Origin of the sequence: Zobellia sp. OII3 (assembly GCF_002211465.1) — a bacterium.
Taxonomy (GTDB): domain Bacteria; phylum Bacteroidota; class Bacteroidia; order Flavobacteriales; family Flavobacteriaceae; genus Zobellia; species Zobellia galactanivorans.
In genome coordinates this window covers 10,986-37,447 of record NZ_MWRZ01000012.1, presented here as the reverse complement: position 1 = coordinate 37,447, position 26,462 = coordinate 10,986, and the positions used below count along the sequence as shown (strand labels likewise).

The window sequence follows — 26,462 nt, the reverse complement described above, 5'->3', positions numbered from 1 at the left end:
TTTACACATGTATAAATTATCCTTACCAATCGCAATCATTGCAATGCTTACTAGCATAGCTTCTTTTTTCTATTTCGAATCATCGAATGAGCAAGTTTATGTTGACGTTAACAAACTTATAGAAGGTTATTCACGAACAGAGGTCGAACGTGAAGCATTTACAAAAAAAACTAATGTATTAAAAGCAAATGTTGACAGTTTGGTGACCAATTGGCAAACTGAACTAAAAAAATATGAAAAAGAGCGTTCTAACATGTCGAAAAAAGAGCTCGAGCTTAAAAAGGAATTGCTTGCCAATAAACAGCAACAACTAAATAATTACCAACAAGCAATTCAAAAACAGATACAAGAGGAAGACCAAAAAATGACCCAAACAGTTGTTAATGACATCAACGGGTTTGTAAAAGAGTATGGGAAGAGCCACGGTTATCCTATCATTTTTGGTGCTGGAGGTAACGGTAATATTATGTATGCAGAAGATGCTTCCGATTTGACGGAAGAGGTTTTAACTGAATTAAACTCGCAGTATGCTGGAAAATAGTTTCTTCAGAATTTTGAATAAAACAGCTTTGTGGTGTGGAGTTCTGATTTTTTTCGGCTCATGTTCTCAAAAAGCATTTGAAAACAGAGCGAAACTTATGGCTTATGTTAACAATCCTGAAAACGGATATACTAAGGAAAAGTCGATTAATGGTATTGACTTTTCAATCACGTATCGACCAACGGACATGTTAGTAAGTCAACAACTTTCCGATAATTTATCGGAAAAATTGATTGATAGCCTAAGGGCAAAGTATCAAGACCAAATTTACTTCAATGTCACTTTATCAAAAAATAAACAAGAAATCCTTAGTAGTGTAAATAATAGCAGAAATGATTTTGGTGCAATGGTAAATCAATTGGCCTTTGGAATGGGCAATAAGGCTCATCTATTCACTCGCTCAAAGGACACAATAGAACTCTTAGATTATATCTATCCAAGAATGTATGGTATGGGAGGAGCTACAAATATTTTATTTGTTTACCCTAGGAAAGAAGTATTGGACAGTGGGGCTTTTTTTTACTTTACAATAGAGGATATAGGTTTCTCTACAGGTGAGGTAGGGTTTAAAGTGGCTACCAAACCATTGGTAAACGAGCCAAGGATTAATTTTTAATAAAAGATGAAATTAAAATTGCGTACAATATCATTTATAGTATGTCTTCTTTTCTTTTCTGTACTCAATGCACAGAAAACGAAAGCCACATTGATTTTCAAAGACGGAACAAAGAAAGATGGATGTGCCAAGTTGTCAGGTTCTCAGTCACTTAAATTCCGAAGTAACGAAAAAGAGAGAACTACCAAATATCATTTTTCGAAATTAGAAAGAGTTTTCATCTATGACACTAAAGAACCGTCTATTTATGTTTATAGGGAAGTTCCGAACAAAAAAAAATCCATGGTTCTTCAAGAAGTAGTTACAGGAAAAGTGACTTTGTATAGTATGGTAGATAGAGGTTATAGGCCAATGTATACAGGAGGTAATCTAGGGTCCGGAGGTTATATCGGCGGAAATTTCTACGAAATTAAAAACCTCTACTTAGAAACTCAAGATGAAAATGGATTAACCCATTTAGGGTCAAATCAATTATTCACAAAAAACTTTAAGAAAGCAGCATCGGATTTTTTTAAAAACTGTAATCTTTTAGTAGAAAAAATAAAGAACACGGAATTTAGAAAAAAAGATATAAAAGAAATCGTCATATTTTATAATAACAAGTGCAAATAATAAGATAATATGAACAAGACCAAACTATCGCACAAAATAGTCGCCATATTCTTGACCTTGATATTTCTGCCAAGTATGTTGCCCACGAACTATATTTTCGCATCCAATAACGGGCCAAATGCACCAGAGGCGGCATCGTTTGAACCAGTAGATGCTACTGATATGGTGAATTTAGTGAGCGGTGATGTTAGTTATGTACTTCCGTTAATTAATATGGATGGATTTCCTCTTTCATTATCTTATCATGCTGGTATTCCGTTGGATATGGAATCAAGTTGGGCCGGATTGGGTTGGAATGTAAATGCGGGAGCAATCAGTAGAAGTGTTAGTGGTACACCAGATGATTGGAATGGAGGAGAATCACTAGACTTTATATCTTATGAAGATAATGAGGAGTTCTATAATATCAATGTGGGGGTTGGGATTTCACAAGCTGCTGAAGTTGGTGTTGGAGTGTCTTGGGGTTCTAACAAAAGCCTTTCAGGCTCAGTATATGCTGGTTTTATGGGGGTTAATGCGAGTATAGCCACTGACGGTGCATACAGTGCTGGGGTAGGGTTAAATGTTGGGGGAGGAAACTTTGGAGGATCTCTATCCATTGGTGTATCAGGAAATGTTAATGGGGGTGGTGCTTCCTTTGGCTTTGGTTTAGGAGCAGGACATAGTAGTGGTGCGAGAGCTAGTCTTGGTTATAGCCTTTCTGGTTCTGGAGGATCTTTTTCTTTTTCAGGAGGATATGGAAATAGATCTTCTGGCAACAAAGGATTAGCTGGTGCTGGAGGTGGGTTATCTCTTGCGAATTATTCTTCGGGAGATTATGACATAAGTAGTAAAGGCTTTTTTGTACCAGTTCAAATTTGGATTTTCAACTTATCATTTGGTTATAGAAAAGTCAATTATAAGTTAAATAAAGGTTATCCAAAATTAGGTTATGGAGGACTTTATGCAAAGAATGCATTTCAACCTACTATGGATTCGGATATGCAGCAGGACAGTTTTAATGATTTACAGCATAGATATAGATATTCTGATTTATATGAGGAAGCTATACCACAAACGGAAGAAGAATTTATTGAGGATTATGCGCAAGAAAGAGAAAAGGTGAATTTTTCTTTTGCTAGCTACGATTCTTATTCGGTGAACGCCAGTGGCATGTCAGGTTTAATACAGCCAAAAATATTTCAAAATTCAACGCTGTTCGGCCTTGGGTACGCAGGACCTGATACCGATGATTCTAACCGCAACATGCGTGTTTATTATCACCATGTAGATGAAGGTTCGGAATCTAAAACCTTTGGTACTTCCATTTATAATAATAGCTCAGATATTGAATTTTATTTCAATGGGCAGTTTACCGAGAACATTAGTATTCCAAACACAGGTTTGTCTAGCAACTCATCAGGAAGTTTTGAAAACTATATAACGTCCACAACTACAAATAATACAAGGCAACGTTCAGGAAACTTCGTAGAAGTATTTACGAATGACCAATTGGCCAACGACCATTTGTTAAGAACACTGAAACCGGACAATGCAGATTATGCTAATTGGCCTGCCGATGGTATTGGTGCCTATAGAATAACGGCACCTGATGGGAAAATCTATCATTATTCTCTGCCGGTATATCATTATGAAAGGGTAGAGCGAAATCTTATTAAAGATAATACCGAAAAGAACGTAAATGAAAAAAGACAGTATTCCCCCTATGCTACGCATTGGTTGTTGACTGCTATAACCGGTCCTGATTATGTAGATAGAAACAATAATAGTCAAGCAGATGAAGAGGATTATGGTTATTGGGTGCGTATGGATTATGGGAAATGGTCGGATGGGTTTGTCTGGCGTTCCCCATATAAGGGGAAAAAATACAATACAAACTTAGTAGGAGAAATTGAGGAAAAAGATTTTGGGAATTATCAATATGGAAGAAAACAATTGTATTATTTGGACAAAATCGTGAACAGGTCACATACGGCATATTTTGTGAAAGACATTAGATATGATAGCTCTGGAGCCTACGGTATTAATGATTATGATGATGCCAATAACGAAGAGTATAGATATATTTTTGATGGAGCAATTTCCGTTGACAATGATACCAATTCAGGACCATCTACCGAATGGGTTAAAGAAGACATTCATTACAAAAGGGAGTATCAATTAATGCTAGATAAAATAGTAGTCGTACAAAATAAGGATTCGATTAGCAGTAAAAATATTAATCCAAATTTAGTATTGAACAATGGCAATTGTCTTCCCGGTTATGATGATGATACTGATGCCTGGAACCCAAGGTTTCATCAGTTTGGAGGATTTGCTAGGGCTTATGGACCTGACCATAGGTATGCTTTACACCAAGAAAAAAATGTTTATGACGTAACGGATTTTATAAATTTTGACTACTCAAAAGCTCTTAGGGTCATAGATATGAAATATACCTATGATTTGGCAGCGAATACCCCGAGTTCTCTGACTTGTTCGTACATCAATGAAGGTGGGGGCAAACTGACCTTAACGGAGGTGAACTTTAGGGGCAAGAAGAATTTTAGTTATATGCCTCCTTATAAGTTTACCTATAAAAATGAAATGGAATACCCAGTAAATTTACGGTTCAATAAATCGAGTTCTACAGATTATCTTACTGGACAGGCAAAAGACGGTTGGGGCTATATAGATGAAAAGCAAGTGGCAGAATATTATAATTCTTCGGATTACCAAAAATACGGTCCGGATAATTGGAGTTTATCTGAAATTACAACTCCCACCGGCGGAAAGATTAAACTTGCGTATGAAGAGGATGACTATGAGTCGGAAGCCTTTTCAAGAAAATTATTTCAAGAAGATTTACAGTTTGCTGTGCAATATGAAAGGTATCAAAACTGCGGGTATGAAGGCGAGAATTTTATTGGTCCGTGTGACGTCACTGTATTTGTAAAGAACCTAAATGGGTTAAACCAAGAACGACTAGTTAATTTCAGTGATTATTTTGAGATTGGTGATCGGGTTTATATGGATTTATGGATATGTAAGGTTGAGGATAAACAGTGGGGAGGGGGAGATGATAGGGCGTCATTAAGTTTGCCAGGTAGCAATAAAAGTGTTTCAGAGGATTATGATAAATGGGCCCAAAACGGAAAGCATTTTTCCGATGTAATTGTTGAAGATATTTTGTCAGATAATACACTCGTATTGTCATATCAAATTAATCATAATATTGGTTGGCAATTCTTTTTGCATGGAGATGTAAACGCTTCACCAATTAGCTCACCTAATTCAGGACTTACATACTTTGGAAAAAAAGATAACATTGGATCTCCCAGGTATAAGAATTCTCTTAGAGGGGAGTGTATTAAGGAAAGTGGGGGCAAAACCACTCATACGATGTCCTATAAGTTATTAGCTAACAAAATTCCAAAAAATCTTAAAGGAGGAGGTCTCAGGGCAAGGAGTATTACGGTTTCTGATGATAATGGTAGAGAGTATAAAACAAATTACTACTACAATAAACCTGGTACCTCAAGAGATAAGAACGATTTAAACTATGTGTCATCGGGCATAACATCTTTTGCACCTGAAAATGGGATTAAGTTCATCCCATACCAATCGGAGCTACCGAGTCCCGGAGTAATGTACGAATACGTAACAATGGTTCCAGAAACTACGAATGGTAATGAATTAGGTTATACTAGATATCGATTTCATACCCTTGACCCAGTATTTGATCTGTTCGATCCAAATATTGAATTGAGTTATAAATCTGAGAAAATTAATCCTATTACTGGAGAAGTTGAAGAAGAGGACATAACCATATTCGAATCAGAGGTTATTGATCCTGGTGATGGGGATTACTTTAATTCATCGGATAAAACCTATGCAAAATATATTAATCTAAAAGTGAATACATCTTTGGTAGGCCAGTTCAGGTCTATCGAAACGTTCAATAGGGAAAATCATTTGATGTCGAAAACTCAAAAATTCTATAAAAGCGGTGAAGAGGCAAAGGCCATCTCCGGTAGGGGTGCCGTTCGTGAATCTTTTAACAGTATGAAATCCGTTTATTCCACAAACGGAAACGATGAAAGTCCCCAGTTGAAGAATAGACTTATATCAATATCCTCAAAAGAGGATTTCAATAGTGTACTTACCGAAGTACGGACTACCACCGGCGGCTTTACCACTTCTGAAAAATATAGTAATGCAGATCCGCAGACGGGAATCTTTAGAACCACAGAAATGACAAAAGCAAATGGTACTAGGTACAGAAAAACACACCTCCCTGCCTATACCCAATATGAGAAAATGGGAAGTAAAGTAGATAATATCAGGAATCAACATATGCTGACCCAAAAAGCAATGACCACTACCGATGTTTTTCTTAACAATAACTGGAGAACCACTGCAGCGTCTATAAATACATGGAGCCAAAACACACTTTATGATAATTCAAGTTTAGTGGAATCCGATAACATTTGGCGTAAATACCAAACATTTTTGTGGAAAGACAATGTAGCGAATGATGGAAGCTTTGGAGCACTGGTCACTGAGGATAATTTCGACTGGGGATATGGTGTAACACAATCCAATACCCAATGGCAGAAAATTTCGGAAACAACTCGCTACAACCATTGGTCGTCGCCTTTAGAAATGATAGATATCAATGCAAACTACCTTTCTACGAAAATGGGTGATGATAATAAAAAGGTGTATGCCGTAGGTAATGCTTCCTATAGTGAAATTTTCTATTCTGGAGCAGAGGATTGGGATTCCGATAAAGGCACCTTTGGAGGTCATGTGGGTATCGGTGATGCCGTTGAAGAAACGAGTAGTAATAACATTCATACCGGTAAAAAATCTCTTAGAATTGGAACTGGTCAAACTGCGTTCAATGTAACTGTGAAAGAAGGCAAAAGTGACCGTTATAAGATTTCTTTGTGGGCGAAATTTGGATTACACGAAAACATAAAGGTGAAGGTAGGGTCTTCAACTCCGTATATAGAGTTTAGCACTAATGAGACGGTCAGAGCCGGAGATTGGATTCAGTTAAATTACTATTTTCAAGTTGATGGACAAAAAGAAGTAAGTATCATAAACGAAAGTGGTACGGCCTATGTAGACGACTTCAGATTACACCCCGTATCTTCTTCCATGACTTCATATGTCTATAATGAATGGGATGAACTCACCTATGTTCTTGGCGCGAATAATCTAGGTACACAATATGAATATGATGATGCGGGACGACTATGGAAGACTTATAAAGAAGTCGAAGATTTTAATGGGGCAGGAACAGGTGGCTTTAAGAGAGTAAGTAAGCATGATTACAGTTATGAAGAAGAAACCGAGCCATAGAGCTATAAATCTCACCTGTTTTTCTTAAGAACGTAAATCGAATTTACAATGACCTGTAAAAATAACAATCTATGAAATCTAAATTAAACATTATTCTACTGGGGTTTTTATTTGGTTTGATTTCGGTTCAAGGCCAAATTCAAATTACTACCACAGAAAGGAATGCCCTCCAAGATTTGTATAATGCCACGAACGGCCCTAATTGGTTAAGCGAAAATGATAACGACCCCAATAACGATTGGGACTTTACGCAAAACAGTGTTGTCGGTTGGTATGGTCTTGAATATAATGGGGGGCATTTAACGGGGCTTTATCTTGATGATAATAATCTTTCTGGAGCCATTCCTCATAGCATGGGTTCATTATCTTATTTAGATCATTTGTACTTGTCTGGAAATAATATTTCTAGCTTGCCTACTAGTATCGGATCACTTGTAAATTTAAGGTATCTTGAGCTTTCTGATAATTTGTTAAACTCAATACCATCTTCAATAGGCAATCTAATAGGTTTAAGAGAGCTTTTTTTATCAAAAAATAGGTTGACTACCTTTCCTTTGGGGTTGAACAATCTTACAAATTTGAGAGAACTACATCTTCATGATAATCAAATATCTGGAATTATGCCCAATCTCTCCAATTTAAATGATTTATGGTCTTTACTAATTTATGGGAACAAATTGCATTTTGGAGATTTTGAAAATCAATATGGGATATACTCGGGCTTAAATGTTTTTGGCTATACCCCTCAATCTAAGATAGATGGTGTTTCTTGGCGTACCGTTCAAAGTCCTGAAAGTATTACTTTGACTACTACTGTTAGTGGTTCACAGAACCATTATAAATGGTTCAAAGATGGAATTGAAATAAGTGGACATACGGACAGTCCAACATTAACAATTTCAAACTCCCACGAATATGATTCAGGATATTATACATGTGAAGTAACTAGCGATATCGTCACAGGATTAACTCTGGTTCGGAAAGATATGTACTTATATGTCCAGCCAGACCCTTACAAAGAAAATAGGAACACAATTACAACAACTACTTATGATATAAGCGAGATTTCAAAAACGTCATCCAAGTTGTATTTTAATGAAATAGGAAAAATTCAACAGACCCAAAGTTGGAATAGAGAGTATAATTCTATATGGGCTTCCGAATTAATGTATGATTATTTTGGTAGACCCGCTCTATCCAGCTTGTCAGCACCAATTTCGAATGGATCCATATTTCAATATAAGGAGGGGTTTATCAGAAATGATGATGGTTCTGTTCTAACACTCGACGATTTAGAAATCAACCCTTCCAATCCTCCAAATATTGGTGGTATAATAAATACACTAGGCTGGTATTATAGTAATAATAATTATCGGGAAAATTTACAAGATATTACCGAGCATCCGTTTTCAAGAAATGTTTATAGTACTTTAATTCCAGGTAAAATTTTAACCTCAGTAGGAGGTAATAGGATTGATTCTAATGGTGATGATGAGATTTTTTGGTATAGTGATGCTTTTCTGAAATCTTATACCTTTACTGTTCAAGCTTCACAAGAACTTTCACAATCACTGGCTTTCGATGACCAAAAATATAATTCAATTCAGGTTTTAAAGACTGTTTCGCGTGATGTACATGGAAATGAAAATGTTGTTTTTACAGATACGGACGGAAAAGTTTTGGCTACAGCTCGTAGCGGAGGTTCTCAAAGTCGTACTATGACCGTTTCTATAGGCGAGCAAGGCTACGTAGACATCCATGTCCCACAAGGAGATAATATGGGTTTTACCGTAAATTTACCAGGTGGCGTCACTTACCGTGTTTACAACTTGATTACTGAAGGTATTTCCAATGATTCGCCTTTAGCTTCAAATGGGTTCTATCGGGTAGCGGTCAACGACCCTGATAATTATTCGGGAGGGGTCACTGTTACCTACAAAGAAAACTATTATGATTATACATTGAACTATTACGATGAAGCGAACAGGTTGGTCAAGAGTACACAACCTTTAGGAAGGGAGCTTGAGACAATTTATGATTATAACACTTTAGGACAATTGGTCTATTCCAAAAGCCCGGATGAGGGCGAATCTTGGTTCAAATATCGCGCTGATGGTCAAATACGATTTTCACAGAACAGTATTCAGGAGGCCATAAATGAAGTTTCCTATACGAATTATGATGAATTGGGTAGGCCTATAAAAAGTGGAATTTTATCAGGAGCTAACTTTAGTACTTTAAATGCCGACGAAGCACTTCCAACCACAACTAATCATGAGGATGACCTTGTAACAGAATATGATACCGTATTGGATACTTCCCAATGTACCACGGACATTTGTACAATCATTGAAACTTTAGGCGGGCAACGGTTTATTAACGGCAATGTGAGCAAAACGGAGAGTACATATTCATCTACCTATTACAGTTATGATGTTTACGGAAGGGTAGAATGGTTGGTTCAGTATATAGATGGGCTTGGGGTAAAGACTATTAATTATCAATACCATCCCATTTCCGGTCTTGTGGAAGAGGTATTATATCAAAAGGATAAACAAGATCAATTTATTCATAGATATACATATGATGGAATTGATCGTTTAGAAATGGTAGAGACATCAAGTGATGGACAAAATTTTACCAAACAGGCAATATATGAGTATTACGAAACAGGATCTGTAAAACGAATTGAATTGGCCCCCAATACACAAGGAGTCCCTTTGCAGGGTATTGATTATATTTATAATTTAAACGGACAATTAAAAGCTATTAACCACCCAAGTTTGAATGCGTCCTACGATCCAGATGGTATAGCGGATATTTTTGGAATGCAACTAGATTATCACAATACGGACTTTTGGAGAGATGTACCGGGTATTGAAACACCTATGTACGGTGCCAACCAATACAATGGTAATATTAAGGGGGTAAGATGGAATAGTGATCAGCCTAGCCAAACATCTCAAGCTTATTCTTATGAATACAATAGGAACAACTGGTTAACAGGTGCGGATTACGGAGAATATTCGGAAGAGTCTGGTTCTGGTGCATTGCCACCGTCTTATACTGATACGGCGGTTTATGCTAACGGTACAACAACTCTTAGGGAATATTCTGAAAACATTACGTTAAACCCGGGTTTTCATGCTCATGAAGGTAGTGATTATACGGCACGTGTAATCCCAAATGATGGGTTCAACAATTTGTCAAATAGTGACTATGATGTTAGCAATATCAATTATGATTCTAACGGAAACATCCTTTCCTTAAAGCGAAATAAAGATGGGGCCCCTGGTAATAATGGTATGGACGATTTATCCTATGTCTATAAAGCAGGTACCAACCAACTTGATCATGTTACGGATTCAGAAGGTAACGGCGGAAGCAACGATATTGACAATCAAAATTCAGGTAATTATGTTTATAATGCCATTGGCCAGCTTGTATACGAAGATTCTGAAAAAATTGATTACTTTTATAACGCTAGTGGCCTCGTAAGGGAAGTTCAAAAAGATGGGCAGCCATTAGTTAAGTTCTTTTACAATGATCGTAATCATCGGGTCAAAAAGGAGGTTTACAGCAGCGGGGTGCTTCAAAAGACATCGTACTACGTACGCGATATAGGTGGTCAAGTGATGGCCATCCATGAGGATAACATTTTGTTAGAGCAACCTGTCTACGGGTTGGGACGCATTGGTGTGTACAAACCGCAGGATAATAGTAGCTTTTATGAACTAACAGATCATTTAGGAAATGTTAGGGCAGTAGTGGGTAGGTCAGGTAATGGAACACCTATTGGGTTGTTGGCCAAGACAGATTATTATCCTGGCGGGATGCAAATGCCAGGGCGCAACATCGTGGGGGATTATCGTTACGGATATCAGGGGCAGTACTCCGAAAAAGATGATGAAACAGGCTTAAATGCTTTCCAGCTTCGGATGTACGATTCGAGGATAATGCGCTGGATAAGCCCCGACCCTTACGGCGAGTTCAACTCTCCGTACATGGCGATGGGAAATAATTGGGCGAACGTAACAGACCCTGATGGTGGATGCACCACATGTCCCGATAATGCCAATGAAGGGGATACTTATAACCATCCGGATTATGATAATCCACTTACCTTTGATGGTGCCAATTGGATAGATACAGGAGGAAATTTAGCACTAGATGGTGTGACCGGAACGCCCAATATGGCTAGAGATATAGGCGACTTCGTAGGCCCTGCAATAGGGGAGTTGTCCGGTATATCAAAATTCATGGCTGAACTGGAGTCCAATGTTGCGGTTAATGATACGAGACGTGTTCAGGTTGGAGAAATAAATTGGTGGATTGACCCTGATGGTTACATTGTGTCCGGCGGGTACGCTATTCAGGGAGGCTCTGGAGCTTTGGGCTATGCATCTTCGGGTGGTGGTATATTAAAAGGACTGCAATATCTTAAAAATCCGGGCGCTCTAAAGCATATTTTCAGAACTGCCCCCGGTCATGTCAATCCACAAACAATTGGATCACAAGAAAGATATTTGAGACTATTTAACAATGTTGTGAATCCGAAAAATCTAACACAAACTACCAATGCTGCGAAAGTAAAGGCTAGAGTGGAAACATATCACAAAACTTTTAATGGCAGAAAACAAGTTTGGGTCGAAGCGATTGGCGGTAAGATAACTAATGCAGGTGTAAATGCGATACCAAGATAAAATTAGAGATGAATCTAAAAGATTATAATATAGAGAGCCTTGTAGGGCAATATGAAAATAGAATAAGCCATAATGAGGATTCTTCTATCGAAGATTATTTAAATCTAATCCTTCTCTACTGGAATATATCGTTCGATTATGGTCTAGAATCATACTGCATTACCAATGACATATTCTCTAGTGAAGAAATATCTGATTTTCCTTCTAAAGTCGATAGATTATTTAGCGAGGCCTCGAAGACGTACCCCAATAATAAAGAGTTGCTTTTTTGGCAAATGTACATAGAGGAACAAAATAGCTATTCCAATTGCAAATACAAAGATGAAATGTTGAACCTGATTTATGGCCATAGATTTCTTCTGCCCTATTTTTATTTAAAAGTTCAATGTGAAACGATAATAGAAAGAGAACTCAAAGAGTTGAAGCAAGTATTGTTACAGGAAAAAGACAGCTACAAAAAAGACTATGTTTTATCTTATTTGGAGGATGTATTGATTTAAAAAATCTGAAAATCGGTTATATAGCCTTCAACTTAGCGGCCTTCACAAGGTTGTCGATAAGGTAGAAGATATGTTGCTTGTCCTCTTCGGGCAGATGCTCGATATCATTGATACGTTTCAGAACATCCTTATCATAAGTAGATAGTTGCCCTTCGCCTATCAAGTAGTCCACCGAGACATCGAACACATTGGCGATCTTCAATAGAATATCTACCGAGGGCGTGTTCTCGTTGCGCTCGTAGTTGCCTATCATGACCCTTGATGAGCCTATCTTCTTGGCCAGTTCTTCCTGCGACCAGCTTTTTGCCTTGCGCAGATCCATTATCTTGCTCCCGATGTTCAACATATCTATCAAAAGAATAGCGTTAATTGCTATTCTTTACAAATATAGCCATAAGATTTTATCATAAGATGCATGTGTTTGTTGTTTCAATGTCATAATTATCACACATTTGCCATAGATGTTTATCATTTAAAGATTTATCAACAATGGCCATAAAACTTCAAACCGACAGCACAGACCAGCTGATCTACGAGAACGATCTGCTACAATTAACGGTCTTGGGCGGTATAAAACTGGAAGGTCTGGACAGGATGCGAAGCACCTTAAAAGTACAGTTACAGGAAAGTAGCAGACCACCAGTAAGGCACAACCTAGATCTGTACAACGATACCCAACTGGAAAAGTTCATCAGAAAATGTGCGGAACGCTTTGAGATAGGAACATCAATTATATCAGCTTCCCTATCAGAACTTACGGAAGAACTGGAAAAATACAGACTTCAAGAAATCAAAGCAAAAGAGGAAAACCTAAAACCAAAATTTAAGAAACTCAATCTGGGAGAAATCCAAGAAGCCGAAACCTTTTTAAAACAAAAGGATCTGCTGACCAAAACCAATGAACTTATTGGAAAGTCTGGAGTAATCGGCGAAGAAGTAAACCGATTGTTAATGTACATAATCTTCACAAGCAGAAAACGGCAGCAGCCGCTGCATGTAATCGGTCTTGGCAGTAGCGGAACAGGAAAAACACATTTACAGGAAAAGGTAGGCGAACTCATTCCAGAAGAAGACAGGCTGAGCCTGACCAGTTTATCCGAGAACTCGTTTTATTACTTCCAACGGCACGAACTTAAAAACAAGGTCATACTTATCGAAGATCTGGACGGAGCGGAAAACGCACTCTATCCATTACGAGAATTACAAACCAAAAAACGTATCGTAAAAACCATAGCCAGTAAGAATACAAAAGGCGAAACCCAGACCAAATATTTAGTGGTTGAAGGTCCTGTTTGTGTTGCAGGTTGTACCACCAAAGAACACATTTACGAAGATAATGCCAACCGTAGTTTTTTAATCTACCTCGATGAAAGCACAAAACAGGATGAAAAAATAATGGCTTATCAACGTCAATTATCTGCTGGCGAAATCAATACCTACGAGCAAAAGGAAATACAGGAATTTTTACAGAATACACAACGTGTTTTAAAACCGATAACCATTAGAAACCCTTTTGCCAATAAACTCAATCTTCCCCGATCCGTATTTAAACCACGAAGAACCAACAACCATTATCTGCAATTTATAGAAGCGATTACATTTTACCATCAATACCAGCGGTCGGTAAGCACCGACAAGCAGACAGGGGAAATCTACATTGAAGTAACGCTCGAAGATATTGAAAATGCCAACAATCTTTTAAAAGAGGTTTTACTACGTAAAAGCGATGAACTCACAGGAAGTTGCAGAAACTATCTTGAAAACCTAAAAAGCTATTTGCAGACCAAAAAGAAAAAGGACTTTACAGCATTGGAAATCCGCAGACAGTTACGGCTGCCCAAGACCACCCAATGGCGTTACCACAAGCAGTTGGGCGATAGCTACCTTATCAGAAAAGTGAAAAACAAAGACAGTCAGTCCAACCGTTTTGAACTGACCGACGAAAAGGAATATCAAGAACTGGAAACGCAGATACAAACTGTACTTGATGACTGTTTGGACAAGATGAAAATAATTGCCAGTGGCGGCTCGCCACGTTCCACTGTTCCGAAGCGTTCCAAAACCAAAACGGAACGGTCAATCGACACAAAAAGAGCAAGTTAAACCAACTGTTCCAACATTCCCTAAAAAGGTATAAGTGCCATGAGAAAATTAATCCTAAAAAACGAGAGATTCCAATATATAGAAAAGAGTTTTAGGGAATGGCTCGACGTTCTGGGCTATGCGGAAAGTACGTTCTACAACTTGCCAAACCATATACGGGAACTGTTCTACTACCTCGAACAGAACAATATTAATAACATCAATCAACTGGACAATCAAATCATAAAGGAGCATTACAATAATCTGAAATTGCGAAGTAACGACAGAAAAGGCGGAGCATTGAGCAACGGAAGTCTGAACAAACAATTGCAGGCACTCTACAAGTTTACCGAGTATCTGCGCCAAAGTGGTAGAATGGTGTTGCCTACTTTAAACATCGATTGGGAGAACGACGATACCAAGCATATCGAGACATTGACCACAGAGGAAATACAGCAGCTTTACAAAGCCACACAGCTTTATCCCAAAAATATAAAGTACACCAAGCCAGCATACTTTTTTGAAGCCATCGCATTACGGGATTGCGCTATGTTGACCATATTTTACGGTTGTGGACTGAGAAGAAACGAAGGCTATCATTTACGAGTTGACGATGTAAATTTTGATAAACGGATACTGCACGTCAGGAAAGGCAAGGCCAATAAAGAGCGATTAGTGCCATTCAACAGAACCAACTCGAAATACCTACAAGATTACGTTTATGATAGTAGGATCAACCTGATCAAGGACAAACGGGAAAGCGCCTTTTTTATCAATGAACGGGGCGGACAGTTGGGTGCACAGTCTATGGCCTTGCGCCTGAAAATATTGCAACAGCGAAGCGATGATATGCGGTTACAGGAAAAGAATGTCCGTTTGCACGTACTACGCCACAGCATTGCGACCCACTTGTTACAGAACGGAATGCCGTTGGAGAACATCAGTAGGTTTTTGGGCCATAACTCACTCGAAAGTACACAAGTCTATACACACCTGATCAACGAAGATGGCTAAAATACAACTCGGAAAAACAAAAGATAGCCGTACACGCAGAAAGGCCGTGAACGAAAATGAAGAACTGCAATTACTACAACGGTTACAGAATGAAAAAGACCAACCCGAATTCATCAAATACCTGTTGCAAAAAGGCTACAGTATAAAAAGCAGCGAACGCTATTTAAAGGATATTGACCGTTTTAGAAAATGGCTCGAAAAAGAGAATATTACGGAAGAAGCCATAGGCTACAATGACATTACCCATTACATACAGAGCAAAAAAAGGAATGTAAAACAGATAACCGTACAGACCCATTTGGCAAGCCTGAAACAATACTATAACTATCTGCAAGAACTTGGTCTTGTAAAGGAAAACCCAATACTGAACGTGCAGATAAAAGGCATCAAGCGAAGGATCCTGCACAACATATTGAGCAAACGGGAACTCGAAAAAATATACTTCGATTACAAAAATCTCGAAAGTGAAAGCCTATCCAAAAAGCGGAATGAAATTATTGTAAGCCTATTGGTGTATCAAGGGTTGAACACCAATGAAATCAAGAACCTGAAAACTAACGATATCAAACTTCGTGAAGGCAGAATCTTCATTGGCGCAAACCGCAGAAGCAACGAACGGACATTAAAACTGGAAGCCCATCAAATCCTCGATATTATGGAATACCGGTTAAAAACGAGGGAGACCATTTTAAAAGAGACCAAAAAGCAAACCGACCAATTTTTTATCAGTACGGGCAACAGTCTCAACCTTCAGAACGTGATGCAGAAACTCATGCAACAGTTGCACAGGCAAAATAGAAGTGTTGAAAATGCCAAACAGATACGGGCATCGGTAATTACACATTGGTTGAAGAACCACAATCTACGGGAAGCACAATATTTTGCAGGGCATCGTTATGTAAGTTCCACCGAAGCATATCTGATGAACGACCTTGAAGATCTGCAAGAGGATATCGATAAATACCATCCCATCGGATAAGTCCCCAGGGCAAAAAACCCAGTCAGCTCGTGCCTCGCCCTCCCCCTGTCTTTTTTGCCCTTCCGCTCGCCACCGCCCATGCAGGTTTTTATGCGCCAACGCCAAAAGCGGCACATTGCAGCTTGTTCGCGTACTCGCAACTACAAAGAGCCGCCCCCGCAAAAAGCCGTGCATAAAAACCTGCCCCAAGCTAAGTTACATAATAGTAGTTATGGTAGCGGCCGCACAAGGCCGGCGCACCACCAAAGCCGTAAGCCATAACTGCTATTATGCAAAATAGCCGCCCTTCCAACGCTGGGCCCGAACCCAAGGAAAAACCCCAAACCAGTAACAAAAAAAACTCACTCTTGCGGGACGCTCAATCGCCGCTTGGCTATCATTCCGATAAAATTGGCAAGTCCAAGTACCGCCAGCCCCTCTTACCAATTTTATCGGAACGTTCCCGCTGTAAACAAATTCCCGAGCTTTGGGAAAATGCCCCGAAGTCCGTCCGATCGGAAAAGCCATCATCCCCAAAATCTTACCAAAACTAATACTACGAAGTGCGAGGCTTACGAAGGTGTGCGCTGGCAGCTTGGGGCGCAGCGGGAGTATTTTACATAGTTTACATTATAACTTACGGACAAAAGGAAGATGAAAACCTAAAAAGGCGAACCCGTATTATAATGCAAATTATGTAACAATACCGAGGCCGAGGGAGAAGGGCAGGTACAGGGGTTTTTGAGGCACGAGAATACTGGACCTGCCCTGTGCGGAACTACTATGCAGGACATCGAATTTGTAGGAAAAGTAGCAATAAAGAATATCTGGAATCGTTATATTTACCTTGCCCAAAAGGGCGATACGTTCTTTTACATAGATTTTTGAAACGATGCGCCAAGGAAAATAAAACATATCGCCGAAAAAAAGTTTGTTAGATTAGTTTTCATTCGGGATGCCGATGCCGGGGCGCAACATCGTGGGCGACTACAGGTACGGGTACCAGGGGCAGGAGAAAGATCCCGAAACGGGCAAGGAGGCCTTCGAGCTCAGGCTGTGGGACTCGCGCATCGGTAGGTGGCTCACCACCGATCCTTACGGGCAGCACGCCAGTCCCTACATGGGAATGGGCAACAGTCCTATCGCGAGGATAGACCCCGACGGAGGCTACGACAGCTGGCTTGGCGCATTCTTCGGATGGGTCGGAGGCGGCTTCAAGGGAAATATCGGCGGTGACAGCGACAGGGGGTATTTCGTCGCTACACTGGATGAATCCGGGGAACTCGGCAACGGCATCTCCTTCAATTACGGCACCGACGGCATAGGCAGGCAAAGGCAAGCCTTGGTCGACCAACTGCAGTTCGAGAACATGATTAATGACATTGGCGGTACGGTGACCTATACCGACAGCAGGTTGGAGGCCCTTTCGAGCCATGCCCAGTTCACTATGCCATCCGCCAGGTTTAATGGGCTTTTTAATGTTTTCTCTAAGACACCGGATCAAGTTTTATTAAACAAAATCCCTACGACAATAAATGATGCCGGACAGGCAAGGCATGTTATAGGCCACGGGCTCAGAACACCTATAAAGCAGAATTCTGCCGCTAGTCTTTTGACGGAATCAGCGGACAAACTTTTAAAAACCGTTCATAGTAAAGGTTATAAGTCCATTGAAAGAATAAACGATTCTAGGACAAGGGTCGTTTTCGATGAAATTATAGGCTTACATAAAACTCAACCCGGAACCGTAGGAACCCCTACAAATACTGCAATATTACATTATGGCAAAAAAGGGGCTCATTTTGTTCCTGCAACACCCAGATAAAGTTATGGTATTAGAGAATAGAATTACATTGTCCGCACACAGAGGTTTTTTTGGATTAATCTCAAAGGAGGTACGAGGAATCACTATTGATTGGGATGATGATTTGGAATACCTGAAACTGAAGGTATATATTGAAATGGGGGCGTCACAAGAAGTTTGTGAGGATATGGATATAGCTTACACCGATATAATAGCGGATTTTGATTTTAAAAGAGTGTACGATATCGAGTGTGTCTTTACTGATGAAGAAATATCTAAATTGACGGAATATAGAATGTGGTATTTTATCAGGAAAGAAGATAATAATTCCTATAACGTTTTGGGCTGATTACACAGAAACTTTTACGAGGCTGTCGATAAAAAGAAGATAAGTTATTTGATTCGTTAAGGGTGCGATCTAAATCTTTCAGCACACTTCATACCTTTTTGGCTAACACGCAGAATAATAAAAGTACCCGGATAGTGCCGCGGCGAAATGTGGACTTGCAACAAAAAAGTGGACAATTAGATAAGAGTCATGCTGCTATTTTTTGATTATACATTTCCAATTCAAATTCCTTTATGGTTTTATACCCCAAAGTGGAGTGCATCCTTCTTCTGTTGTACCAAGTTTCTATCCATTGAAAAACAGATAGCTCGGCTTCCGATCTAAGGCCATAGCTATGTTTATAGACCCATTCTACCTTTAAGCTCTTAAAAAATGATTCAGCCACTGCATTGTCCCAACAATTACCTTTTCTGCTCATACTCTGTTTTATAAGGCCGTTGTGATTTTTCAGCATATCGGTAAATCCATGACTGGCATATTGAGAACCCCTATCGGAATGGAATATCAGTTCTTTAGTACTGTCATTTGATCTGACGGCCATATTCCAAGCAGGTATTATTGTATCGTCAGTACTTAAGGTTTCGCCCATTGACCACCCACGACCTTTCTATGGAACAGATCGATGATTACAGTCAGATACACCCACCCCTGTTTAGTTTCTATATAAGTAATATCGGACACCCAGGCCTGGTTCTTTCTAAAGACCGTAAAGTTCTGGTTCAAAATATTACGGGCCAATGGATAGTTGTGTTCGCTGTCCGTTGTAATCTTGAACCCGCGCTTTCTTCTGGCAAACAGATTATTGGCCCTCATTATCCTGGTGACCAGTGGTCTGGAAACTCGATATCCCTTTTTTGAGAGCTCCTCTTTGATCCCTGGTGCCCCATAACTCCCAAAACTATCTTTGAAAATATCACGGATAGTTGCCATTATGACTTCATTCTGCGACCACCTCTTGGACGGCCAATGGTAATACCCGTTTTTGCTAACCTTGAACATTTTGCACATCCTCCCAACAGGAAATTTAGGTCTATGGTGTTTTAGGAACCTATATTTTTCCTGTCGCCCTAAGGGAAGATGGCTATCGCCTTTTTTTTATGATATCACTCCATGTCCCTCAACTTTTTCCTTAGCTCGGCAATCTTCTGTTGTTCATCGGTAAGTTTCAGGTTCCCCTTGCCGGGAAAACTGTTCGGGCCGAATTCCCTGGCCTCCCCGCGCCAACGGCCCAGAACGGAAGGGTTCAGCCCCAGTTCTCTGCTTACCTCCGCAGCATTGCCCGTGGTATTACTTAGCTCGACGGATTTTTGTTTGAATTCTGGTGTGTACTCTCTTTTTTCTGACATCTTTCAAACTTAACTGAAACAGCCAATATGTTCTTGTATTACTGTCCGGTTAAATGTTGTAAGTCCATGAAAATATAGGTATAATTGTGTTGACTCCAGAAAAAGAAAAATTAACATTAAATACGTGTGATAAAGTGTTGGCTTCTATAAGAGAAGTTAACGATGCTTTAAACATTTTCCGTGATAGTATTTCACGAAAAAGATAAAATATGAAATTTTCAAACTTAGATTTGAAAAAAAAGAAATAGGTAATCCTTGTCTATATCTATTCGAGGATTTAAATATGTTTTCAAGCCACCTCCTCTAGCGAATAATTAGATAAATTGCTTTTAAGCAAACCCTTTTTTAGTATTAAAATTTTGTAAGAGACCATAAAGAGTGTATAATATGCACTCTTTGTCTTTTTCAGGAAATTCATTAATAGCTTTAAGTCTATTAAGCATAATAGGGTCCTTAAATAAATCTGCATTTTCGTACTCGCCTAATATGGATGTGCCGGTCAAAGTGATTCCCTGCTGGCGCGAGCAAAACCGATCGCTAGTGCGAGCGTCACCCCCTGCTGGCGCGAGCAAAATTGACCGTTAGTGCGAGCGTCTCGCTCGTACCGTTATAAATAAGTAATAATAAATTGAAATAGCCACAACGGAGCGTTGTGGTTTTTTATGCGTACGCCTTTTTGGCCTTTGCATCCCTTAAGAAAGCATCCAATAAAGCGAGCAAATGGTCTGCGTTGAAACGCTAAAAAAATCTTTTTTAGGTATTCATTTATACAACATGAAGTGGATAAGCCGGTCAAAGAGAAACACGTGCGCCGGATGAAAGTGAGCATAGCAAACTAAGTGCTCAAAATCGATTCGTTTGTAATTAAATTTACTGTTTATTCATTATTTTTTTCTCGTGGATTCTCCTTTGATGTTGATTCTGTTTGCGGTGTATACCAGTCTATCCAAAATTGCATCCGCAATAGTCCAAACGGTATTCCGTTACGGTCATCTACTGGTTCAAGTACATTTTCGATAGCTGAAAGGTGTTTACCGTCTATTTTTCGTTAAAACGTTAGAAAATTCTTCATTTCGTTTCACAACAATACAACACTTGCACAATCTGATCGTTTTCTATTTGTAAGAAATCTACTTATGCGACATATTATATATTTCCTATTTTTAATAGGACTAGTTGTTTCCTGTGCACCTTTGCGAGAAATAAATAATCCTGAAAAGCATATACCTTACCTGGGAGACATAGGTAAGTATAGCAAATCCATAATTCATTCCAGCTTCGACAAAATTGGAAATCCTATAATATCAAAACCGATTGGGTTAGCGGTAATGGAAGTTCCTTTTACCAAATCGAAATTCAAGTCTTACAATGCTATAAAAAAAGGTATGGGCGAGAAGTCTGCACTGGCTTATATTGATTCTATTCCTATTAAGCCAAAATATCTTACCATAGAGATTACAGATAGAATAGGAATGCGTACAGCGTTGAACACCGACAAAAACAAAGAGGTTTTATCCTATCTGGAACAAGATGAGGATTACAGACTAGTTTATCAAGTTTCAATGGTAGCAAGTGAAGAGCAGTCAAGATTGTTGATGGAAGCTGATGCTATTTTCCTGATAGAAGATTGGAATGGGCATATGACGGTGGAAGCAATCCATAATAAAATTAAAATTCAGATAAGGCTTTCCCAGAGCGAAATATTCGATTATAAGGTCTTGGGCTTCTGTTGGAGCGAAAACCGTTACGGCCAGAAAAGAATAGAGGCCTTGAGATTAAGTAGTGAAAGCTGCCCGAAAAACACCGAACGTAAAGCCTATCAACTTAGTGAGACCAAATCATATATTAAGTTATGAAATCTATATTGAATATATCTATTATTTTTTTGGCTCTTTTAGTTCTCTCCTCCTGCCAGGATATTCTAGAAGTCCCAGACATTTCCAACAAAAACATTGAACTCTTAGCTCCTAAGGATAGTACAACAGTACTCCACAATAACGTGAGTTTTACTTGGACGGAAATTTTGGAAGCGGATACCTATTCCGTGCAGATTGCCACTCCAAACTTTAATAATGCCGCTCAAATTGAATTTGATACAATCCTAAGGGTCGATAGTACGTTTATAAGAACAGGGATAATACAAAACTTGCCTGATAGTGATTACGAATGGCGTGTAAAAGCTTTGAACAGTGGGTATGAGACGAACTACTCTTCCAGCGTGTTTACCGTAAAGTCATCCAATTAAAAAGATAATTCCTACCCAATAGTGATAAAAAAACATAAAACCTATCTTTTGTTGTCCCTCGTACTTATCGTATGGGGTATATTGGGTTTTAAGGTAGTCAATACAATCAGTCCGTCAGTTGAAGAAAAGCCTACTTGGACTGCTTCGGAAAAATTCTTTCCAAAACCTGCAACGGAGAGGGATACCTTTAGCATTCTTGCCGATTATAGAGATCCGTTTTTAGGTACTATACCAAAGAGAAAAGCATCGAAAAAGCCTAAAATAGTAAAATCCAAAAAGAAAGAAATTCCTGAAAGACAGATATCGTACTCTGGCTTTATCACGGAAAGCACTTCGGGCAATAAGATTTTTTTTGTTTCCATTGACAATCAACAATACATGATGTCTATTAGCGATACTCGGAATGAAGTGAAGTTAACTGCAGGAAACAAGGAAATGGTTAAGGTGCGATATGGAGGAGTGACCAAAACCATATTATTGACCGAATGAGATGGGATAAAAAAATACGGGCAGGGGCATTACAGTTTGTTCTTTTTATAGGAGCTATCATTGCGGTGCTACTTATTATGTTCGTTTTGATTTCCCATACCCAGAATCTTTTTAATAAAAAAACAGCACTCACCGTTGATTTGATCCAAGCAGCGGACTATGCAATTGATTATTCCCTAGCGAACGATTTTGTCGTCGGAAAGAACATTGAAATACCCTATCAAGAAGGTAGTCCGATTTCCTTAGAAATAAGGAAAGATTTTTGGGGAATTTTCGAAAAAATAACTTCTACTTCAAAACAGAATAGTATTGAATTTTCGAAGAGCGCTTTGGTTGGCGGCAATTGGAGCGAGATGTCTGCCTTGTACCTAAAGGATAAACAACGGCCACTAATTGTGGCCGGAAAGACAAAAATAACGGGAGATGCGTATTTACCCCAACAAGGCATTCGGATGGGAAATATTTCGGGAAACTCTTACTCCCATCAACAATTACTTTACGGGACCAAGAGGAACAGTCAAGACGAATTGCCAAAGTTAAAATCTTCTGTTTTAAATCAGATTATTCAGCTTACGAATAACAGTTTTGGAGAAGTAAAGGAGGAGATTCGATTAAAAAGGAATTTGGAGTTGCGCAATTCTTTTCAATCTCCTACGATTTTCATTCGTGAAGGCACGGTTCATCTGGAAATGGTAGCACTGTCTGGAAATATTGTAATCTCCGCTACCGATAGAATTATCGTGGAACCTTCGGCTCAACTGCGTGATGTACTTTTAATCGCTCCCGAAATTTTAATAAAAGATAGTGTGCAAGGATATTTTCAAGCCTTTGCAAACAAGAACATCCATGTTGGTAAAAACTGCAATTTAGGATATCCAACGGCGTTGGTCGTTCGTAATCCTGCTCAAAGCAATAAAAAAAATTCAGACCAAAAGCCAAAACTCGCAATCGATGCTCATTCGGAGATTAAAGGAGCTTTGATTTATCTCGAAAATATAAAGGATCAATCCTATGTGCCATCAATTAAAATTGGGGAAAATGTAATTGTGCAAGGTGAAATCTATTGCGAAAAGAACTTGGAACTTAAAGGCTCGGTTTATGGTAATGTTACTACAGATGGCTTTATCGCTATGGAGAATGGAAGTATTTATCAAAACCATATTTACAATGGGATAATAGATGGTTCTAGTTTAGTTCCTGGATATGCTGGTTTACTATATGAAACCGCCCCATCTAAAAAGGTGATGAAATGGTTGTATTGAAGCGCATACAATCATCAACCCTCATGGAAACCTTGGTGGCCACGGTTTTGATTGTGGTCATTTTCATGATTTCCAGTATGCTGATGAACTCCCTATTTGCGAGCAGTATCAAGCAGAGTAACACTAAAATTTCAGAACGTTTACATGAACTGGAATATCAATATCAAAACCGTAGGATAGTATTGCCCTACTACGAAGAATTGGATGCTTGGGAGATTTCGGTTGTTCCAAAGAAAAAAGAGCGTACGAACATTATAATTTATAGGGGAATACATACCATTTCAAATAAGACTATAGAACGATTTAACATTGATGATAAATAGATTTCAGAAGATATCTGCCTTTACCTTAAACGAAATGATAGTGGTCTTACTAATCACCACGATTGTGGTGGGAATGGCCTTTTCGGTGCTTAACCTAGTTCAAAGACAAATGGCAGGAATACAATATAATTATGGGAACACCACCGAATTAAATCTTTTGCGTCAATCCCTATGGATCGATTTCCACCGGTTTGACCATATCCGTTACAACGAAAAAAATCAAGTACTAGTTTTTGAGAACGAAATGGGTGTAGTCAGATACGAATTTGAAGAAGGTAAAATAATCAAGGAAAAAGATACCTTCAATTTGAAGTTCGAGTATAATACCTTTTATTTTGAAGACGAAGAGCAATCCAGTGGGGATATCGATGCCATTAGTTTGAAAACGACAATGGAATATGGAGGACAACGGTTATTTGTATTTAAAAAAAACTCTGCCACAATTTATATGAATCGATAAGGATGGGATTTAAACTGGAACATACTGTATTGAAAGAATCCAAATCAACCAAACCGGATGGATTGTCTAAATTGCTTCAAAAAGAAGTTACATTATTCGGTTCATTTTTCGGGAACAAGAAAAAGGAGGATTTTTATGCAGAATTGAGCGTACTACTAAATGCAGGAATAAATCTTCGAGAGGGATTGGCGTTATTAAAGGAAAACCAAAAAAAAGAGAAACTGCGCTCTTTTTTTTGCAGTATGGAAGATGCTTTGATTTCTGGAAAAAGCTTTTATGAAATCCTCCAAGATAAAAAAGAATTCACCGAATATGAATACTATTCCATTAAAATCGGGGAGGAGACCGGGAACCTCACAAGAATTACGGAAGAGCTGGGGAAATTCTATGCTAGAAAGAATGAGCAACGAAGAAGTCTCATGAATGCCTTGACTTATCCCATTATTATTTTAATTACGGCCGTTTTGGTGGTTGTCTTCATGCTCCGTATGGTAGTACCCATGTTCGAGGATATCTTCAAGCAGAATAAAGTGGAGCTCCCTGCCATAACTAAAATGATAATCAATGCCTCTAATTTTATCAGAGATTACGGGTGGTTGGTTCTACTACTTCTATTCTCAATAATTATACTACGAAAAACATTCTCAAAAAAGAGGTGGTTTAAGCGAAACAAGGACTATTTACTATTAAGAATTCCGTACGTCGGGCAATTTATAAAAACGGTTTATCTAGCTCAATTTACACAGGCAGTTTCTTTATTAACTTCTTCCAAGGTCCCTATGTTGAACAGTATCCAAATGGTAAAAAAAATGATTGGTTTTGTTCCGTTGCAGGAGGCTTTAACTACAGTTGAGAATGGTGTCTTAAAGGGACTCAGTTTAAATGAAAGTTTGAAGGGTAATAAAATTTTCGATAACAAAATGATTTCTCTGATAAAAGTAGCAGAGGAAACCAATCAGACGGAGTACATTTTTGAGCGCCTTAACGAGCTGTATAGTGTTGAAGTCCAACAAAAGTCCAAATTACTTTCTACGCTTATGGAGCCATTGATTATTGTTGTAGTTGGAATTTTTGTGGGCGTTATTTTGGTTTCCATGTATCTGCCGATGTTTAAATTGAGTAGTGTTTTAGGGTAGACCTTTGTTTAATAAAGTTTTAGAAAACTAAGCAATTCTATCTAAGGGAAGCTTACATTTTATATCTCAAAGTGGAGTGTATTCTTCTTCTGTTGTACCAAGCTTCTATCCATTGAAAGACTGATAGCTTGGCTTCCGAAGCCATGTTTTCAATCAATCAAATAAAATCAAATAGGATTAAATAAAATTTTTGAACACCTAAAATAGCAATTCTTTACTAGGTGTTGGTAGAATTTATGTCAAAGAATAAGCTTAGTAAGTTCCCTATTCATGGTATTTAAAATCATTTCCTTAGATTTGTTACACAGAAAGCTTAGAACGCTCTCGTTAATGTCTTAATTGATGTCCTTTTTCGGATGTTTATGTGTAAATAACTGGTTTAAAAGGGTTTATATTCAGGTTTTTAAGCCTGTCATCCCGACTTTTTAACATATTAAATGTGTTATACGAAAGGTAATTGTATTTAAATCATACGGTTACCTTTTTTTATGCCTTGTTTTGATACAATTGCCATCCTGTTAATCGTGAGTTCACCGTGAGTTTTCCGCCAAATCGTGAGTCAATCGTGAGTTCGTTTTTTTCGTATTTTGGTATTGTTGTCCGCCCTTGGTGGACGTGTAGTTTGACTTTCGTATAGAGTTTTTGTTTCAGTTAAAAAGCCTATACGATGCGA

General features: G+C 38.6%; 21 protein-coding genes and 1 pseudogene. 18 read left to right on the top strand and 4 right to left on the bottom strand.

What is annotated here, in order from left to right:
- Positions 1 to 7: 7 nt before the first annotated feature.
- The 6 genes from B4Q04_RS20185 (at position 8) to B4Q04_RS20160 (ending at position 12,321) form a co-directional block, all read left to right on the top strand.
- Positions 8 to 541: an OmpH family outer membrane protein gene (locus B4Q04_RS20185; protein WP_088697878.1), complete on the top strand. Its 534-nt coding sequence runs from the start codon at positions 8 to 10 to the stop codon at positions 539 to 541.
- Positions 528 to 1,157: a hypothetical protein gene (locus B4Q04_RS20180; RefSeq protein WP_088697877.1), complete on the top strand. Its 630-nt coding sequence runs from the start codon at positions 528 to 530 to the stop codon at positions 1,155 to 1,157. The genes B4Q04_RS20185 and B4Q04_RS20180 overlap by 14 nt, the downstream gene beginning before the upstream one ends.
- A gap of 6 nt (positions 1,158 to 1,163) precedes the next feature.
- Positions 1,164 to 1,769, top strand: coding sequence for a hypothetical protein (locus B4Q04_RS20175; protein WP_088697876.1), 606 nt, complete (start codon positions 1,164 to 1,166; stop codon positions 1,767 to 1,769).
- A 9-nt stretch (positions 1,770 to 1,778) separates the two neighbouring features.
- Positions 1,779 to 7,118: a hypothetical protein gene (locus B4Q04_RS20170; protein ID WP_088697875.1), complete on the top strand. Its 5,340-nt coding sequence runs from the start codon at positions 1,779 to 1,781 to the stop codon at positions 7,116 to 7,118.
- A gap of 71 nt (positions 7,119 to 7,189) precedes the next feature.
- Positions 7,190 to 11,821: an RHS repeat-associated core domain-containing protein gene (locus B4Q04_RS20165; protein ID WP_088697874.1), complete on the top strand. Its 4,632-nt coding sequence runs from the start codon at positions 7,190 to 7,192 to the stop codon at positions 11,819 to 11,821.
- Between the two features lie 8 nt (positions 11,822 to 11,829).
- Entirely contained in the window at positions 11,830 to 12,321 is a 492-nt protein-coding gene (locus B4Q04_RS20160; RefSeq protein WP_088697873.1) for a hypothetical protein, read from the top strand.
- Between the two features lie 16 nt (positions 12,322 to 12,337).
- Here B4Q04_RS20160 and B4Q04_RS20155 read toward each other — a convergent pair whose 3' ends face one another.
- Entirely contained in the window at positions 12,338 to 12,667 is a 330-nt protein-coding gene (locus B4Q04_RS20155; RefSeq protein WP_088697872.1) for a helix-turn-helix domain-containing protein, read from the bottom strand.
- 143 nt (positions 12,668 to 12,810) lie between these two features.
- Here B4Q04_RS20155 and B4Q04_RS20150 point away from each other — a divergent pair, with 143 nt between their 5' ends.
- The 3 genes from B4Q04_RS20150 to B4Q04_RS20140 are packed head-to-tail and all read left to right on the top strand — an operon-like array spanning position 12,811 to position 16,396.
- Positions 12,811 to 14,424, top strand: coding sequence for a hypothetical protein (locus B4Q04_RS20150; protein WP_088697871.1), 1,614 nt, complete (start codon positions 12,811 to 12,813; stop codon positions 14,422 to 14,424).
- Between the two features lie 39 nt (positions 14,425 to 14,463).
- Positions 14,464 to 15,417, top strand: coding sequence for a tyrosine-type recombinase/integrase (locus B4Q04_RS20145; protein ID WP_088697870.1), 954 nt, complete (start codon positions 14,464 to 14,466; stop codon positions 15,415 to 15,417).
- Complete coding sequence (locus tag B4Q04_RS20140; RefSeq protein WP_088697869.1) at positions 15,410 to 16,396, top strand: tyrosine-type recombinase/integrase; 987 nt, start codon at positions 15,410 to 15,412, stop codon at positions 16,394 to 16,396. The genes B4Q04_RS20145 and B4Q04_RS20140 overlap by 8 nt, the downstream gene beginning before the upstream one ends.
- 672 nt (positions 16,397 to 17,068) lie before the next feature.
- On the opposite strand, the gene B4Q04_RS20130 is transcribed toward B4Q04_RS20140, so the two are convergent.
- The gene (locus tag B4Q04_RS20130) at positions 17,069 to 17,290 is read right to left on the bottom strand and encodes a hypothetical protein (RefSeq protein WP_088697867.1); all 222 of its coding nucleotides are present in this window, start codon (positions 17,288 to 17,290) and stop codon (positions 17,069 to 17,071) included.
- 46 nt (positions 17,291 to 17,336) lie between these two features.
- Between B4Q04_RS20130 and B4Q04_RS20125 the strand changes: the two genes are divergently transcribed.
- Both B4Q04_RS20125 and B4Q04_RS20120 read left to right on the top strand, forming a co-directional pair.
- Positions 17,337 to 18,200, top strand: coding sequence for an RHS repeat-associated core domain-containing protein (locus B4Q04_RS20125; RefSeq protein WP_201723427.1), 864 nt, complete (start codon positions 17,337 to 17,339; stop codon positions 18,198 to 18,200).
- A gap of 4 nt (positions 18,201 to 18,204) precedes the next feature.
- Positions 18,205 to 18,528 carry a hypothetical protein gene (locus B4Q04_RS20120; protein ID WP_088697865.1) on the top strand — a complete coding sequence of 108 codons (324 nt, stop codon included), beginning with the start codon at positions 18,205 to 18,207 and terminating at the stop codon, positions 18,526 to 18,528.
- A gap of 187 nt (positions 18,529 to 18,715) precedes the next feature.
- Here B4Q04_RS20120 and B4Q04_RS20115 read toward each other — a convergent pair.
- Together B4Q04_RS20115 and B4Q04_RS22530 are read right to left on the bottom strand one after the other, a co-directional pair.
- Positions 18,716 to 19,874 (bottom strand): annotated as a pseudogene (locus B4Q04_RS20115) (IS3 family transposase).
- Positions 19,875 to 20,758: 884 nt separating this feature from the next.
- Positions 20,759 to 20,839, bottom strand: coding sequence for an ATP-binding protein (locus B4Q04_RS22530; protein ID WP_410543979.1), 81 nt, complete (start codon positions 20,837 to 20,839; stop codon positions 20,759 to 20,761).
- Between the two features lie 171 nt (positions 20,840 to 21,010).
- Here B4Q04_RS22530 and B4Q04_RS20110 point away from each other — a divergent pair, with 171 nt between their 5' ends.
- From B4Q04_RS20110 to B4Q04_RS20080, 7 genes are read left to right on the top strand one after another with little or no spacing between them, the layout of a single operon-like run.
- A complete protein-coding gene (locus B4Q04_RS20110) occupies positions 21,011 to 21,730 on the top strand; it encodes a hypothetical protein (RefSeq protein WP_123772407.1) in 720 nt (239 codons plus the stop codon).
- Positions 21,731 to 21,759: 29 nt separating this feature from the next.
- Positions 21,760 to 22,119: a hypothetical protein gene (locus B4Q04_RS20105; protein WP_123772406.1), complete on the top strand. Its 360-nt coding sequence runs from the start codon at positions 21,760 to 21,762 to the stop codon at positions 22,117 to 22,119.
- A gap of 48 nt (positions 22,120 to 22,167) precedes the next feature.
- On the top strand, positions 22,168 to 22,608 hold the full coding sequence (locus tag B4Q04_RS20100; protein WP_123772405.1) for a hypothetical protein: 441 nt from the start codon (positions 22,168 to 22,170) through the stop codon (positions 22,606 to 22,608).
- The gene (locus tag B4Q04_RS20095) at positions 22,605 to 23,870 is read left to right on the top strand and encodes a hypothetical protein (protein ID WP_088697861.1); all 1,266 of its coding nucleotides are present in this window, start codon (positions 22,605 to 22,607) and stop codon (positions 23,868 to 23,870) included. The genes B4Q04_RS20100 and B4Q04_RS20095 overlap by 4 nt, the downstream gene beginning before the upstream one ends.
- Positions 23,858 to 24,193, top strand: coding sequence for a hypothetical protein (locus tag B4Q04_RS20090; protein WP_088697860.1), 336 nt, complete (start codon positions 23,858 to 23,860; stop codon positions 24,191 to 24,193). Before B4Q04_RS20095 ends, B4Q04_RS20090 begins: the two co-directional genes overlap by 13 nt.
- Complete coding sequence (locus B4Q04_RS20085) at positions 24,183 to 24,653, top strand: type II secretion system protein J (protein ID WP_088697859.1); 471 nt, start codon at positions 24,183 to 24,185, stop codon at positions 24,651 to 24,653. Before B4Q04_RS20090 ends, B4Q04_RS20085 begins: the two co-directional genes overlap by 11 nt.
- 2 nt (positions 24,654 to 24,655) lie before the next feature.
- Positions 24,656 to 25,789 (top strand): type II secretion system F family protein, encoded by a 1,134-nt coding sequence (locus tag B4Q04_RS20080; protein WP_088697858.1) that lies wholly within the window; start codon positions 24,656 to 24,658, stop codon positions 25,787 to 25,789.
- Positions 25,790 to 26,462 lie beyond the last annotated feature (673 nt).

What these genes read in the sequence shown, in the direction of transcription:
- B4Q04_RS20185 (WP_088697878.1), top strand. Translation starts at nt 8, where the DNA reads ATGTATAAATTATCCTTACCAATCGCAATCATTGCAATGCTTACTAGC.
- B4Q04_RS20180 (WP_088697877.1), top strand. Translation starts at nt 528, where the DNA reads ATGCTGGAAAATAGTTTCTTCAGAATTTTGAATAAAACAGCTTTGTGG.
- B4Q04_RS20175 (WP_088697876.1), top strand. Translation starts at nt 1,164, where the DNA reads ATGAAATTAAAATTGCGTACAATATCATTTATAGTATGTCTTCTTTTC.
- B4Q04_RS20170 (WP_088697875.1), top strand. Translation starts at nt 1,779, where the DNA reads ATGAACAAGACCAAACTATCGCACAAAATAGTCGCCATATTCTTGACC.
- B4Q04_RS20165 (WP_088697874.1), top strand. Translation starts at nt 7,190, where the DNA reads ATGAAATCTAAATTAAACATTATTCTACTGGGGTTTTTATTTGGTTTG.
- B4Q04_RS20160 (WP_088697873.1), top strand. Translation starts at nt 11,830, where the DNA reads ATGAATCTAAAAGATTATAATATAGAGAGCCTTGTAGGGCAATATGAA.
- B4Q04_RS20155 (WP_088697872.1), bottom strand. Translation starts at nt 12,667, where the DNA reads ATGTTGAACATCGGGAGCAAGATAATGGATCTGCGCAAGGCAAAAAGC.
- B4Q04_RS20150 (WP_088697871.1), top strand. Translation starts at nt 12,811, where the DNA reads ATGGCCATAAAACTTCAAACCGACAGCACAGACCAGCTGATCTACGAG.
- B4Q04_RS20145 (WP_088697870.1), top strand. Translation starts at nt 14,464, where the DNA reads ATGAGAAAATTAATCCTAAAAAACGAGAGATTCCAATATATAGAAAAG.
- B4Q04_RS20140 (WP_088697869.1), top strand. Translation starts at nt 15,410, where the DNA reads ATGGCTAAAATACAACTCGGAAAAACAAAAGATAGCCGTACACGCAGA.
- B4Q04_RS20130 (WP_088697867.1), bottom strand. Translation starts at nt 17,290, where the DNA reads ATGTTTTATTTTCCTTGGCGCATCGTTTCAAAAATCTATGTAAAAGAA.
- B4Q04_RS20125 (WP_201723427.1), top strand. Translation starts at nt 17,337, where the DNA reads ATGCCGGGGCGCAACATCGTGGGCGACTACAGGTACGGGTACCAGGGG.
- B4Q04_RS20120 (WP_088697865.1), top strand. Translation starts at nt 18,205, where the DNA reads ATGGTATTAGAGAATAGAATTACATTGTCCGCACACAGAGGTTTTTTT.
- B4Q04_RS20110 (WP_123772407.1), top strand. Translation starts at nt 21,011, where the DNA reads ATGCGACATATTATATATTTCCTATTTTTAATAGGACTAGTTGTTTCC.
- B4Q04_RS20095 (WP_088697861.1), top strand. Translation starts at nt 22,605, where the DNA reads ATGAGATGGGATAAAAAAATACGGGCAGGGGCATTACAGTTTGTTCTT.
- B4Q04_RS20090 (WP_088697860.1), top strand. Translation starts at nt 23,858, where the DNA reads ATGGTTGTATTGAAGCGCATACAATCATCAACCCTCATGGAAACCTTG.
- B4Q04_RS20085 (WP_088697859.1), top strand. Translation starts at nt 24,183, where the DNA reads ATGATAAATAGATTTCAGAAGATATCTGCCTTTACCTTAAACGAAATG.
- B4Q04_RS20080 (WP_088697858.1), top strand. Translation starts at nt 24,656, where the DNA reads ATGGGATTTAAACTGGAACATACTGTATTGAAAGAATCCAAATCAACC.